Annotated in this window: 11 protein-coding genes; all 11 read left to right on the forward strand. The window is 41.4% G+C overall.

The genetic code is table 11. The features are described 5' to 3' along the window. The first annotated feature begins 12 nt into the window (after positions 1-12). The 11 genes from ispC to accA all read left to right on the forward strand — a co-directional run bounded on the left by ispC (position 13) and on the right by accA (position 14411). Complete coding sequence (gene ispC, locus HWV03_RS02740) at positions 13-1209, forward strand: 1-deoxy-D-xylulose-5-phosphate reductoisomerase (RefSeq protein ID WP_211678353.1); 1197 nt, start codon at positions 13-15, stop codon at positions 1207-1209. Next, on the forward strand, positions 1206-2561 hold the full coding sequence (gene rseP / locus HWV03_RS02745; protein WP_211678354.1) for a sigma E protease regulator RseP: 1356 nt from the start codon (positions 1206-1208) through the stop codon (positions 2559-2561). Before ispC ends, rseP begins: the two co-directional genes overlap by 4 nt. Before the next feature lie 35 nt (positions 2562-2596). After that, on the forward strand, positions 2597-5047 hold the full coding sequence (bamA, locus tag HWV03_RS02750; protein WP_211678355.1) for an outer membrane protein assembly factor BamA: 2451 nt from the start codon (positions 2597-2599) through the stop codon (positions 5045-5047). Positions 5048-5123: 76 nt separating this feature from the next. Continuing rightward, the gene (locus tag HWV03_RS02755) at positions 5124-5621 is read left to right on the forward strand and encodes an OmpH family outer membrane protein (protein ID WP_211678356.1); all 498 of its coding nucleotides are present in this window, start codon (positions 5124-5126) and stop codon (positions 5619-5621) included. Between the two features lie 91 nt (positions 5622-5712). Continuing rightward, the gene (gene lpxD / locus HWV03_RS02760; protein ID WP_211678357.1) at positions 5713-6723 is read left to right on the forward strand and encodes a UDP-3-O-(3-hydroxymyristoyl)glucosamine N-acyltransferase; all 1011 of its coding nucleotides are present in this window, start codon (positions 5713-5715) and stop codon (positions 6721-6723) included. A gap of 78 nt (positions 6724-6801) precedes the next feature. Continuing rightward, entirely contained in the window at positions 6802-7218 is a 417-nt protein-coding gene (fabZ, locus tag HWV03_RS02765) for a 3-hydroxyacyl-ACP dehydratase FabZ (protein ID WP_370629427.1), read from the forward strand. Beyond that, positions 7218-7988, forward strand: a complete 771-nt coding sequence (gene lpxA, locus HWV03_RS02770) for an acyl-ACP--UDP-N-acetylglucosamine O-acyltransferase (RefSeq protein ID WP_211678359.1) — start codon at positions 7218-7220, stop codon at positions 7986-7988. The genes fabZ and lpxA overlap by 1 nt, the downstream gene beginning before the upstream one ends. 25 nt (positions 7989-8013) lie before the next feature. Continuing rightward, complete coding sequence (lpxB, locus tag HWV03_RS02775) at positions 8014-9237, forward strand: lipid-A-disaccharide synthase (RefSeq protein ID WP_255547027.1); 1224 nt, start codon at positions 8014-8016, stop codon at positions 9235-9237. 1 nt (position 9238) lies between these two features. After that, the gene (gene rnhB, locus HWV03_RS02780; RefSeq protein ID WP_211678360.1) at positions 9239-9838 is read left to right on the forward strand and encodes a ribonuclease HII; all 600 of its coding nucleotides are present in this window, start codon (positions 9239-9241) and stop codon (positions 9836-9838) included. Between the two features lie 76 nt (positions 9839-9914). Then, positions 9915-13394, forward strand: a complete 3480-nt coding sequence (dnaE, locus tag HWV03_RS02785; protein ID WP_211678361.1) for a DNA polymerase III subunit alpha — start codon at positions 9915-9917, stop codon at positions 13392-13394. A 66-nt stretch (positions 13395-13460) separates the two neighbouring features. Continuing rightward, the gene (gene accA, locus HWV03_RS02790; RefSeq protein ID WP_211678362.1) at positions 13461-14411 is read left to right on the forward strand and encodes an acetyl-CoA carboxylase carboxyl transferase subunit alpha; all 951 of its coding nucleotides are present in this window, start codon (positions 13461-13463) and stop codon (positions 14409-14411) included. Positions 14412-14492 lie beyond the last annotated feature (81 nt).

Here is a 14492-nt window from a genome sequence, read left to right on the forward strand (position 1 = left end):
GGGAGCGTTATTGTGATTGGATTAACGATACTGGGTGCAACGGGCTCGATCGGTAAAAGTACCCTTGCAGTTATTCGTCAAAATCCTGAGCGCTTTCGGGTACAGGCTCTAACTGCTAATAGTAATGTTACTGAGATGCTGGTGCAATGCTTAGAGTTTAAACCTTGCTACGCCGTTATGCTTAATGACGTAGCAGCAGGTCAGTTAGCGCAACAACTTAAATCACTTAATTGCTCTACGGAAGTGCTTTCTGGAATGGATGCATTATGCCAAGTTGCCGCGCTTGATGATGCAGACATGGTGATGGCTGCTATTGTCGGTGCAGCTGGCCTTATGCCAACCTTGGCTGCAGTTCGCGCGGGTAAACGGATACTGCTAGCAAATAAAGAAGCGTTAGTGATGTCTGGCGCTTTATTTATGCAAGAAGTAAAAGCCAGCGGTGCTGAATTATTGCCAATAGATAGTGAGCATAATGCTATTTTTCAAGCTATGCCAACTGCTGTACAAACTAATCTGGGTTTTTGTGACCTGGTTGCTGAGGGTATCAGTAAGATCTTATTAACTGGTTCAGGTGGTCCATTCCGTTATACTGATATTGCTGATTTGTCAGCAGTAACGCCAGCACAAGCCTGTGCACACCCTAATTGGTCAATGGGACAGAAAATTTCAGTTGATTCTGCCACTATGATGAATAAAGGCTTGGAATATATTGAAGCTAAATGGCTATTTAATGCCGATGAAGCACAAATTCAAGTGGTGATTCATCCGCAGTCGGTGATCCACTCGATGGTACAATATACCGATGGTTCGGTCGTGGCACAGATGGGTAAACCGGATATGTGTACGCCAATTGCCCATGCAATGGCTTATCCACAGCGTGTTCCTTCTGGTGTTAAACCATTAGACTTTTTCGACATGGGTGAATTAACGTTTTTAAAACCTGATTATGCGCGTTACCCTTGCTTGAAATTAGCTATTGATGCTTGCTATCAAGGTCAAGCTGCGACAACGACGCTAAATGCTGCGAATGAAATCGCGGTAGACGCTTTCTTAACTGGCCAGATTGGTTTCACTGATATTGCGCGTGTAAACGAAACAGTATTAGACGCGATGACTATCTCTGCACCCAACAATATTGATGCCTTGATTGATATTGATGAGATGGCTCGAGCTGCAGCACTGCAAACAATTAACAGAGTAACAAAATGATATCGTCTTTATGGAATTTAGGTGCATTTATTATTGCCCTAGGTATTTTGGTTGCAATACATGAGTTTGGTCACTTCTGGGTGGCACGTCGATGCGGCGTTAAAGTATTACGCTTTTCGATTGGTTTTGGTAAAACCTTGTGGATGCGTACGGGTAAAGACGGCACTGAATATGTGATTGCCATGATCCCGCTCGGTGGTTTCGTTAAAATGCTCGACGAGCGTGTTGATGACGTACCTGAAGCATTAAAATCTCAATCATTTAATCGTAAACCTGTACTAGCCAGAATAGCAATTGTTGCCGCTGGGCCTTTAGCAAACTTTGCATTAGCCATTGTTGCATTTTGGTTTATGTTCATGATCGGTGTGCCGAGTGTGAAACCTGTGATTGGTGAGGTAGCTCCTCATTCGGTGATGGCACAAGCGGGTGTTACTGACAAGGCTATTATAACCGCGATTGATGGCCAAGAAGTAAAAGATTGGAATGATGTAAGCCTTAAAATAATTGAGCACATGGGTGAACCATCGATGGCTGTTCAGTTATATCTTGAGGACACTAACTACACCGTGTCTCGTCAAATAGATTTACGGGATTGGACATTTGATCCTGAGCGCGAATCACCGATAAAAAGCGTTGGTTTGACTCCTTATCAACCAGTTGTGAGTCAAGAATTAGCTCAAGTCATGAAAGGTAGTGCTGGTGAGAGAGGTGGTCTACTTGCTGGTGATAAAATTATTGCAGTCGCACAACAACCTATTGATAACTGGTTAATGTTGGTCGAAAAGATTCAAAGCAGCCCTGATAAAATGTTAGCTGTAACCATACTTCGAAATGGTCAGCAGCTAGAATTAAACGTGATACCAAAAGGTAAAGCTGATGCGGATGGAGTATTAAAAGGCTATCTAGGCGTTGCACCTGTTGTTGCGAGTTATCCTGAAGATTATCTTGTTGATATTCAATATGGTATTCTAGATTCTGTACAGCAGTCTGTTGAGCGTACTTGGCAATTGACTGCGCTAACGTTTAAGATGATTGGCCGTTTAGTGACTGGTGATATTTCACTAAACAATTTAAGTGGACCAATTTCCATTGCTAAAAGTGCTGGAGCCAGTGCTGACTATGGTTTAGTTTACTTCTTGGGTTTCCTCGCCTTGATTAGTGTTAATCTTGGTTTAATGAATTTAATGCCACTTCCTGTACTAGATGGTGGTCATTTGGTATTTTACACATTTGAACTTATCACAGGTCGACCTGTATCTGAAAAGATCCAAGAAGTCGGTTTCAAAGTTGGTTCAGTCATAATTATGCTATTAACGGGACTTGCCTTATTTAATGATTTTGCTCGTTTATAAGTCATTGAATTGCATTTAGGGATTATTTAATCAGAATGATAATTAATAAATATTTAGCTGGCGTACTATTTTCAAGTGCTTGCTTATTTACAAGTACGACAGCGATAGCCGCTTCTGGTAGCTTCATTGTTAAAGATATTCAAGTCGAAGGCTTACAGCGCGTGACATTAGGTGCTGCATTGTTGAATATTCCATTACGTGAAGGGGATAGCATTAGTCGTAGTGATACGGCTCTCGCGGTGAAAAAATTATATGCATCAGGTAATTTTGATGATATCGAACTGTACCGCGACGGTTCGACGCTTGTTTTTAAAGTCACTGAATTGCCCACGATCAGTAGTATTGAGTTTGTTGGTAATGAAGCGATTCCAGAAGAGCAGTTAAAAGAAAGTCTTAGTTCATCTGGTATTCGTGTCGGTGAGCCTATCGATCGTACTATTATTCGTTCAGTAGAGCAGGGACTACAAGAGTTCTATTATGGTGCTGGTCGTTACAGTGCGAAAATTAATACCATTCTTACCCCGTTACCACGTAACCGTATTGATATTAAATTCAGTTTTGTTGAAGGTAAATCAGCAGAAATTAAACAGCTTAATATCTTAGGTAACACAGTCTATTCAACATCAGAATTAAAAAACCTGTTTGAGTTGAGCGATTACACGCCATGGTGGAACGTTATGGCGGATCAACAGTATCAAAAGCAGTTGCTTGCAGGTGATTTAGAGAAACTGCGTAGTCACTATGTTGATAACGGTTATATTCGTTTTAAGACAGAATCAACGCAAGTATCAATGACGCCGGATAAGCAAGGTATTTATATTACCCTTAAACTTGATGAAGGTGAGCAATATAAACTTGGTAATGTTAGCCTAACAGGTAACTTATTAGACAAAGAAGAAGAGTTACGCGGTTTATTAGCGCTTAACTCTGGCGACTTATACAGTGGTGCGAGTGTCACTGCAACGGAAGAAAGTCTAAGTCGTTATTTAAGCCGTTTTGGTTATGCCTATCCAAAAGTATCAACTTATCCAGAAATCAATGATGAAGACCATACGGTTAATCTAACGATTGCCGTCGAACCGGGCCCTCGTATCTATGTGCGCCGTATTAACTTTTCGGGTAACGATGTCACTAAAGATGAAGTACTACGTCGTGAAATGCGTCAGATGGAAGGTACTTGGTTATCGAATCGTTTAATTGACCGTTCTAAAACCCGTCTAAATCAGCTTGGTTTCTTCGAAACCGTAAACACCAATACGGTACGTGTACCAGGTGAAATGGATGTGGTTGATGTTAATGTGCAAGTGAAAGAACAGGCTGCGGGTTCGTTTAATGCGGGTATTGGCTATGGTTCTGAATCTGGCGTAAGTTTAAATATGGGGATTCAGCAGGATAATTTCTTTGGTACAGGTAACAAGGCCGGTATTAATTTTAGTACTAATGATTACTCGAAACAGGTGAGCTTAAACTATACTGACCCTTACTTCACTGTCGATGGCGTGAGTTTTGGTGGTAAAATTTACGCTACTGATTTTGAAGCAAAGGAAGCGAATATTGTTGATTATAACAACCGTACCTATGGTATCTCTGGCAGCTTAGGTTTCCCAGTTAATGAAAATAATACCTTAAGCTTTAGCTTAGGTTATGAGTGGAATAAAATTTCGAAAACCACGACCTATGCGCAAACTAAGAAATTTTGGGAAATCTATGAAAAAGATGTCCATGAAGATGGTGGCTTCGTGGTATTCCAAGGTTTTGATGTGTCAGCGTCTTGGCGTCGTCGCACCTTAAACCGTGGTGTGTTTGCAACATCGGGGTCAGAGCAAAAAGCCAACTTTACAATGACAGTACCAGGTTCGGATGTACAGTATTTTAAAATGAGTTTTGATAACAAATATTATGTACCGCTATCAACAAACCACCGCTGGTCAGTATTAATGCGTGGCCGTGTTGCTTACGGTAATGGTTATGGTCAGACATCAGAAGGCAATGATCATGTGTTACCATTTTATCAAAATTATTATGCAGGTGGCTTCTACTCTGTACGTGGCTTCAACAGTAATACCATCAGTCCAAAAGGTATACAGACCACACCTGAACCAAGTGGCGGCGATAAAGGCTATGTAGCAACAGATTCTTCTATTGGTGGTAATGCATTAGCAACCGGGAGTTTGGAACTGATTTTCCCTACGCCATTCTTAAGTGAAGAATATGCCAATTTAGTACGTACAACGGTATTTGTTGATGCTGGTTCGGTATGGGATACTGAATTTGATGCATCAGTATATGAATCACAGACTTGTCTTGGCAGTTGTAAATACTATGGAGACTATTCAGACCCTACGCGTATACGAGGTTCTGCGGGCGTCAGCTTGCAGTGGTTGTCTCCAATGGGCCCGTTAGTATTCTCATTAGCAAAACCGCTGAAAAAATATGACGGTGATAAAACTCAAGTATTTACCTTTAATATAGGTACAACTTTCTAAGTTAACTCATATTAATTAAATGCGTACCTTCAGCACTGAAAGTACGCTTTAAGTTGAAACTTCACTAGGAACTAAAATGAAAAAATTAATTAAAGCAACGGCATTAGCACTGGCTCTTGGTGCATCATTTACTGCAAGTGCAGCGGGTTATGCTGTTGTTGATGCGGGTAAGGTCTTACAACAATTACCGCAACGTGAAGCGATTGGTAAGCGTTTGAATGAAGAGTTTCAAACACGTGCCGTTGAGCTGAATAAATTGCAGAAAGAATTAGTTGGATTAAATGAAAAGCGTCAACGTGATGCGGCATTAATGACACAAGATGAGCAAACGAAACTGGTCCGTAAGTTAGAAGAATTAGATGCGCAACTGAAATTAAAAGGTAAGGCATTTAAAGAAGACCAACAGCGTCGCGGCCAAGAAGAAAATAACAAATTGTTAGCGTTATTACAAAATGCAATTGAGACTGTATCTAAGCGTGATGGCTATGATCTTGTAGTTACCAATCAAGCTGTGCTATTTGCCGATCCAAAATTAGATATCTCTGACAAAATAATTCAAGAATTAAGTAAGTAACTATATTTTACAACATTAAGTAAGTCACTATATTTAACGGCCCAAAAAATGTAGTAAAATAGCATAAGATTTTTTATAGATAAGGTTTCACATGGCAATGACGTTACAACAAATTGCAACTGCAATTCAAGCTGAACTACACGGCGATGGCAGCATCGAGATTAATGCAATTAATTCGATGATAAATGCACAGTCAGGTAGTATCACGTTTTTAAGTGATAGCAAATACAGCGCTCAATTAGCTACTGTTGAGGCGTCCGCTGTGATTCTTAAACCGGATGATCTTGCTGCGTGTAATACCAATGCATTAGTCATGAAAAATCCGTATGTTGGTTTTGCATTAGCTGCGCAGTTACTTGATACCACACCTGCTCCTGCAACAGATATTGCCCCGAGTGCGGTGATTGCTGATGACGTGGTATTAGGTGACAATGTCGCTATTGGTGCTAACGCGGTTATTGAAACAGGTGTATCACTCGCGGATAACGTGATAATTGGTGCAGGCTGTTTTATTGGTAAAAATACCCGAATTGGTCAGAGCACTAAATTGTGGGCAAATGTTACTATTTATCATGACATCGAAATTGGCAGTGATTGCTTGTTCCAAAGTGGTGCTGTGATTGGTGCCGATGGTTTCGGTTATGCCAATGATGCTGGTAAGTGGATTAAGATCCCACAATTGGGTCGTGTTATTATTGGTGACCGTGTTGAGATCGGTGCGTGTACAACGGTTGATCGTGGCGCGTTAGATAATACCATTATTGCTGATGGTGTTATTTTAGATAATCAATGTCAAGTCGGTCATAATGTTGAAATAGGTGAAAATACGGCTATTTCGGGTGGTACTCTGTTAGCAGGAAGCTTAAAACTAGGTAAACAATGCATGATTGGTGGTGGTAGTGTTATCAATGGTCATATGGAAATAACCGATAATGTTAATATTACAGGTATGTCGATGGTAATGCGTCCGATTGATAAAGCGGGTCTTTATTCATCAGGCATTCCAGCACAAGCCAACCGTGAATGGCGTCGTCAAACTGCCCGTGTAATGAAAATTGATGATATGCACAAACGCTTATCTAAATTAGAAAAATCAAGTTAGAAAAACGGAATAAGCTTTCGTTGTGACAGGAATAAAATTTTGAGTGAACAACTAAATAGAATTGAAATACAAGAAATTATGGAATTATTGCCACATAGGTACCCATTTTTACTTGTTGATAGAGTACTCGATTTTGAAGCGGGTAAATCCTTACATGCAGTTAAAAATGTATCGGTAAATGAACCTCAATTTACGGGGCATTTCCCAAAACAGCCTATTTTCCCTGGTGTATTAATTTTAGAAGCATTAGCGCAAGCATCTGGTCTTCTAGGTTATAAGTCATCTGGTGGCCCTAGCGATAATGAGCTGTATTATTTTGCCGGTATTGATAAAGCGCGTTTTCGTCAACCTGTAGTACCGGGTGATGTATTACATCTGCATATTGAATTAATTAAAGAACGCCGTGGAATTGGCCGCTTTGTTGCAATCGCAAAAGTCGATGGTGACGTTGTATGTGAAGCTGAAATCATGTGTGCAAGACGAGAGGCAAAATAGTGATCCATGAAACAGCTATTGTGCATGAGAGCGCAAAAATTGGTAACAATGTAAAAATTGGTCCTTGGACTACCATTGGCGAAAACGTTGAGATTGGTGATGATTGTGTGATCGCTTCTCATGTTGTTATCAATGGCCCTTGTAAAATTGGTAAAGGCAATCGCTTTTTCCAATTTGGTTCAATTGGTGAAGAGTGCCAAGACCTTAAATACGCAGGTGAAAACACGCGTCTTGAGATTGGTGATAATAACGTGTTCCGTGAAGGCGTTACCATTCACCGTGGAACTGTACAAGATCAAGGCTTAACCAAAATTGGTAGCAATAGCTTGTTTATGGTGAACGCGCATGTTGCGCATGATGTGATCATCGGTGATAACTGTATTTTTGCTAACAACGCGACATTAGCTGGTCACGTACACATTGGTGATTTTGTGATCTTTGGTGGTCATGCTGCGATCCACCAATATGGTAAAGTTGGTTCTCATGCCTTTATTGCCGGTGGTTCGGTTATCATTAAAGATATTCCACCGTATGTAATGGCATCGGGTCATCACGCTAAGCCTTTTGGTATCAATTCTGAAGGTCTAAAGCGCCGCGGTTTTGATGCTGACGCGATTAAAGCGGTTAAGCGTGCTTACCGTGTATTATATCGTCAAGGCAATACCCTTGATGAAGCCTTAGCTGCATTAGAAGCAAGTGCAAAAGAACAACCGAGCGTTGCTTTGTTTACAGAATTTTTAAAAATCAATGAACGTGGTATTATTCGTTAATCGTATTCTTCATAGATAGCTTACAATGACAACGAAACCATTACGTATTGGTATTATCGCCGGGGAAGTATCCGGCGATATTTTAGCTGCCGCCCTGATCAAAGAAATTAAATCTCGTCATCCTGATGCCATTTTCGAGGGTATTGCTGGACCTCGCATGCAAGCGCTTGGTTTTAACACCTTATTCGAAATGGAAGAATTATCTGTATTTGGTCTTGTCGAAGTACTTGGCCGTCTCCCTCGGCTGTTTAAAGTCAAGCGAGAAGTACTTGCCCATTTTAAACAAAATCCGCCTGATCTCTTTATTGGTGTTGATGCGCCCGATTTTAATATTCCCATCGAATTAAAATTAAAAGCGAGCGGTATAAAAACCGTACATTATGTCAGTCCTTCAGTTTGGGCATGGCGTCAAAAACGCGTGTTCAAAATTAAAAAAGCCGTGGATATGGTGCTCGCCTTTCTGCCATTTGAAAAAGCATTTTATGATGAATATGATGTGCCTTGCCGTTTTGTTGGGCATACTATGGCCGATTCTATTCCACTGGAAGGTGCGGATAAACAGGCTGCTATTACCCAGTTAAAACTCGATCCTAAGCAACGTTACGTAGCTATTTTACCAGGTAGTCGTGCAGGCGAAGTCGGGTTGCTGTCAGCAAGCTTTTTAGAAACTGCGATATTATTAAAGCAGCGATTCAGTGATTTACAGTTCGTCGTGCCAATGGTGAATGAGGAGCGTAAAGCACAATTTTTAGCAATTAAGCAAGAAGTTGCACCTGAGCTTGAGGTTATTGTTCTCGATGGCCATGCACGTGAAGCAATGGCTGTTGCGGATGCTGTATTATTGGCATCAGGTACTGCAGCGCTCGAAACTATGTTGATGAAGCGTGCGATGGTGGTTGGTTATCGTGTTAAGCCGATGACGTATAAGATCATGCTGCGTTTGATGAAAGCCCCATTTGTGTCATTACCAAACTTGTTAGCAAAAAAAGAAATTGTCGCCGAGCGTTTACAAGATGATTGTCAACCCGAGATATTGGCTGACGAAATGGCTAAACTATTAGAAACAGACAATGCTAAACTGATTGCACACTTTACCGAACTACATCAACAGATCCGTTGTAATGCGGATAAACAAGCCGCGGATGCCGTGCTTGAATTGATTAATGATCACGAGTCGATTATAGCCCCTGATGATCGTGAACAAAATAATGATAAAAATAGTACAACGCTAGAAAAGACAGGTGAATAATATGTATGATGAAATAATTTACCCTGAGGGGAAACTTGTTGCTGGTGTTGACGAAGTGGGTCGCGGCCCATTAGTCGGTGATGTTGTTACTGCTGCGGTGATATTAGATCCTAACAATCCTATTGTGGGGCTAACCGATTCAAAGAAATTAAGTGACAAGAAGCGCCAATTGCTCTTTCCTGAGATTAAAGAAAAAGCATTAGCGTGGAGCATTGGTCGTTGCAGCCCAAGTGAGATTGATGAACTCAATATCTTACAAGCAACTATGGTCGCAATGCAGCGAGCGGTTGCAGGACTTGCTCTGCAACCAGATCATGTGTTTATTGATGGTAATCGTTGCCCTGCATTACCGATGACTGCAGAAGCCATTGTGAAAGGCGATTTGCGCGTGGCAGAAATAAGTGCAGCGTCGATCTTGGCAAAAGTAGTACGTGATGCTGAAATGGATGAACTGCATGAACGTTACCCTGAATATGGTTTTGCGCAACATAAGGGTTATCCAACCAAAGCACACATGGAAAAGTTAGCGGAACTTGGACCAACAGAAGAATACCGAAAAAGTTTTAAACCTGTGCAACGTGCGTTAGGTTTATTAAAATAAAGTCTGGTGGCTTCGCGCCACTTTACCGTTATTGTTTTTAATTTTATCTACTCTCAATTAGCAGAAAGTCTTAATTATGGCAGAACCTCGTTTTATTCACCTGCATTTACACTCTGAATTCTCAATGGTGGATAGCTTAGTACGTATGAAACGTCTAGCACCCCGTTTACAAGAACTCAATATGCCGGCGATCGCATTAACCGATCAAACTAATATGTGTGCATTGGTTAAATTCTATGGTGCGATGCAAAGGGCAGGGGTTAAACCCATTCTTGGTGCTGACTTTTGGGTGCAAAGTGAAGAATACCCAGATGAGCAATTTAAACTAACCGCCTTAGCCAAAGATAATAAAGGTTATAACAACATCACGGTGTTGATTTCTAAAGCTTATAGTCGTGGTCATGTTGATGGTCGAGCTATTATTGATAAAGCTTGGTTAGCTGAGCATGCCGAAGGCGTCATCTTATTATCTGGCGCGCGTAATGGTGATATAGGTAAAGCCCTATTAAAAGGTAATGATGTACTTGCACTGCAGTGTTTACAATTTTATCAAACCCATTTTCCTGATAGCTATTATCTTGAACTGATCCGTACCGGACGCCAGGATGAAGAAGCTTATCTGCACATGGCTGTCGATTTTGCCACCCAGTATCAGTTACCTGTTGTTGCGACCAATGATGTGGTGTTCTTACATGAAGATGAATTTGATGCCCATGAAATACGAGTGTCGATTCATGATGGTTATACGTTAGAAGACAAGCGTCGCCCTAGGCTATACAGTAAAGAACAGTACTTACGCAGTGAAGACGAAATGTGTGAGTTATTTGCTGATATTCCAGAAGCGCTGGCTAACTCAGTTGAAATTGCAAAACGTTGTAATGCGACTGTACGCTTAGGAGAATATTTCTTACCTAACTTCCCAACGGGTGAGTTGTCGACAGAAGATTTCTTAGTCAAAGTATCTGAAGATGGCCTAGTTGAACGTCTTGATTTCTTATTTCCCGATCCCGAAGAGCGTGAACGTCAGCGTCCTGCGTATGAAGACCGCCTCGATGTTGAATTAAAAGTAATTAACGACATGGGTTTTCCGGGTTACTTTCTGATCGTGATGGAGTTCATCCAATGGAGTAAGGACAACAATATTCCAGTTGGACCTGGTCGAGGGTCCGGTGCTGGTTCATTAGTCGCTTATGCATTGAAAATTACCGATCTTGATCCACTGGAATACGAATTACTGTTCGAACGTTTCTTAAATCCAGAACGTGTTTCCATGCCCGATTTCGACGTCGATTTCTGTATGGATCGTCGTGACGAGGTGATTGACCACGTGGCCGAATTGTATAATCGCGATGCGGTAAGTCAGATTATTACCTTTGGTACGATGGCGGCAAAAGCGGTTATTCGTGACGTTGGTCGTGTACTAGGTCATCCGTTTGGTTTTGTTGATCGTATTTCTAAGTTAATTCCAGGTGACCCAGGGATGACCTTAACCAAAGCGTGGGAGGTTGAGCCACGTTTAGATGAAATGTATCAAGCTGATGAAGAAGTACGTGCATTGGTTGATATGGCACGTATTCTGGAAGGTGTCACACGTAACGCCGGTAAACATGCGGGTGGTGTTGTTATTTCACCAACAGTGATTACTGATTTTGCGCCCTTGTATTGTGACGATGAAGGTAATAACCCAGTTACCCAGTTTGACAAGAACGATGTGGAAGAAGCTGGACTGGTTAAATTCGACTTCTTGGGTCTACGAACCTTAACCATTATTCAGTGGGCACTGGATATGGCGAATCCGCATCTCGTGAAGCAAGGCAAAGAAGCGATCCGTATTGAGTCGATTGATATTACCGATAAAAGGTGTTTTGACTTATTACAGCGCTCAGAAACGACCGCGGTATTCCAGTTAGAATCTCGTGGTATGAAGGATCTGATCCGTCGCCTAAAACCCGATAGCTTTGAAGATATGATCGCATTGGTGGCCTTGTTCCGTCCCGGTCCATTGCAATCAGGCATGGTAGATAACTTTATTGACCGTAAGCATGGTCGAGAAGAAGTATCTTACCCAGATGCTCAATATCAACATGAATCGTTGAAAGAAATCCTTGATCCGACCTACGGTATTATCTTGTATCAAGAACAAGTAATGCAGATTGCCCAAGTCTTATCTGGTTATACCCTCGGTGGCGCCGACATGTTACGTCGTGCTATGGGTAAGAAAAAACCAGAAGAGATGGAAAAACAACGTGGTACTTTTAAAGAAGGCGCGATAAATAACGGTGTCGACGGTGACCTGTCGATGAAGATCTTCGATCTGGTAGAAAAGTTCGCGGGTTATGGTTTCAATAAATCGCATTCCGCGGCTTATGCACTGGTATCATATCAAACGCTGTGGATGAAGACTCATTACCCTTCTTACTTCATGGCGGCTGTAATGTCTGCTGATATGGATAATACCGAGAAAGTGGTCACCTTGGTTGATGAAGTGGAACGCATGGGACTAACCTTGTTACCGCCTGATGTAAACAAAGGTTTATTTAAGTTTAATGTCGATGAAGACCAGACCATTATTTATGGTATCGGTGCAATTAAAGGTGTAGGTGAAGGACCTATTGATGCAATTATTGCCGCCCGTGAAAGTGGTGGTGAGTTCTCTGATCTGTTTGATTTCTGTAATCGTGTTGATTTGAAAAAGATCAATAAACGTATTATGGAAAAGCTCATTTACGCTGGCGCATTAGATAAATTAGGTCCTCATCGCGCGGCCTTGCATGCGACATTACCTGAAGCCATGAAAGCGGCAGCGCAACATGCGATAGCCGAAGCACATGGTCAAAGTGACTTGTTTGGTATTTTAACCACTGAACCGGAAGAAGTTGAAAGTAAGTTTGCTGATGTTCCTGAGTGGCCTGATAAAGTATGGCTAGAAGGTGAGCGAGAAACCTTAGGTCTTTATCTTACTGGCCATCCAATTAATCAGTATATTAAAGAAGTTAAACGTTATTCAAGTAATCGCTTGAAAGATGTAAAACCGACCGAACGTGGTAAAGTTGTGACAGCGGTTGGTTTAGTTATTTCTGCACAAGTTAAAGTGACGAAGAAAGGTACCCGCATGGGGATCTTAGAGATTGATGATAAAAGTGGCCGCTTAAGTGTGATGTTCTTCTCAGAAGCGTTTGAACGTTATGAAGAATATATAGCTAAAGATCGTATTTTAGTTATTACTGGAGAGGTCAGCTTTGACGATTTCAATGGTGGGTATAAGATGACCGCCAGAGAAGTTATGGATATTGAAGCTGCGCGAGAGCGTTATGCGCGTGGCCTCACATTGCAGTTAAATGCAGACAAAATGAATGATACGTTTATGGGTAAGTTTATGGATACACTTGAACCTTATCGTGCGGGTACTTGTCCCATAAATATATATTATCAACGCGCCGACGCGAGGGCTAAATTAACTTTAGGTGTCGAATGGCGAGTATCGCCCACTGATGAGCTTTTATATGGATTAGAGCTGATGTTAGGGTCGGGAAATGTTGATCTTGAATTTGATTAGTGCTGACGTTACAAGGTTGTCGTCATTAGCCATTAGTAATAATATTAGATAAGGAAGCAGCGCCTCATGGCCATAAATTTTTTAGATTTTGAACAGCCGATTGCAGAATTGCAGGCTCAAATCGATGAATTAAAACTTGTGACTAACAATTCTGATGATGTTGATCTACAAGATGAGATCTCTCGTTTAGAAAAGAAGAATGCAGAACTAACAACAAAGATATTCAGTAGTCTGAAACCTTGGGATGTAGCTAAGATGGCTCGTCATCCACAGCGTCCTTATACCCTTGATTATATCGAGCATGTATTTACCGATTTTGATGAACTTGCTGGTGATCGCGCATTTGCCGATGATAAAGCGATTGTTGGTGGTACAGCGCGTTTAGATGGTATGCCTGTAATGATCATTGGTCAGCAAAAAGGCCGTGATACCAAGGAAAAATTAAAACGCAACTTTGGTATGCCGCGTCCAGAAGGTTACCGTAAAGCGTTACGTTTAATGAAAATGGCAGAAAAATTCAAGATGCCTATCATTACCTTTATTGATACTCCAGGTGCTTACCCTGGGGTTGGTGCTGAAGAACGTGGTCAAAGTGAAGCGATTGCACGTAATTTGAAAGAAATGGCTGAGCTTACAGTTCCGGTTATTTGTACTGTGATCGGTGAAGGTGGTTCGGGTGGTGCATTAGCGATTGGTGTTGGTGATCGTGTTAACATGCTGCAATACAGCACTTATTCGGTGATCTCTCCTGAAGGTTGTGCGTCAATCTTATGGAAGTCAGCTGATAAAGCACCTTTAGCTGCTGAAGCAATGGGGATCACTGCTGATCGACTTAAGAGCTTAGATTTGATTAATACCGTTATCTCAGAACCACTCGGTGGCGCACATCGAGATATGGCTTTAATGGCAGCTAACTTGAAAGAGTGTATTAAAGCGGATCTTGCTGAGCTTAGACCGCTTGGGCATGAGACATTGCTAGAACAACGTTATGAGCGTCTAATGTCATTTGGCATGTAAGCCGCTATAACGCTAGATTGTTATAAAGATAATCGAATAATATTGATTAAACCGCTAATAGCTTTATCAGCGGTTTTTTTA

The organism is Moritella sp. 36, from assembly GCF_018219415.1.
GTDB lineage: Bacteria > Pseudomonadota > Gammaproteobacteria > Enterobacterales > Moritellaceae > Moritella.

Coding starts and splice junctions, on each gene's coding strand:
- rseP (WP_211678354.1), top strand. CDS start 1,206: ATGATATCGTCTTTATGGAATTTAGGTGCATTTATTATTGCCCTAGGT.
- bamA (WP_211678355.1), top strand. CDS start 2,597: ATGATAATTAATAAATATTTAGCTGGCGTACTATTTTCAAGTGCTTGC.
- HWV03_RS02755 (WP_211678356.1), top strand. CDS start 5,124: ATGAAAAAATTAATTAAAGCAACGGCATTAGCACTGGCTCTTGGTGCA.
- lpxD (WP_211678357.1), top strand. CDS start 5,713: ATGGCAATGACGTTACAACAAATTGCAACTGCAATTCAAGCTGAACTA.
- fabZ (WP_370629427.1), top strand. CDS start 6,802: ATGGAATTATTGCCACATAGGTACCCATTTTTACTTGTTGATAGAGTA.
- lpxB (WP_255547027.1), top strand. CDS start 8,014: ATGACAACGAAACCATTACGTATTGGTATTATCGCCGGGGAAGTATCC.
- rnhB (WP_211678360.1), top strand. CDS start 9,239: ATGTATGATGAAATAATTTACCCTGAGGGGAAACTTGTTGCTGGTGTT.
- dnaE (WP_211678361.1), top strand. CDS start 9,915: ATGGCAGAACCTCGTTTTATTCACCTGCATTTACACTCTGAATTCTCA.
- accA (WP_211678362.1), top strand. CDS start 13,461: ATGGCCATAAATTTTTTAGATTTTGAACAGCCGATTGCAGAATTGCAG.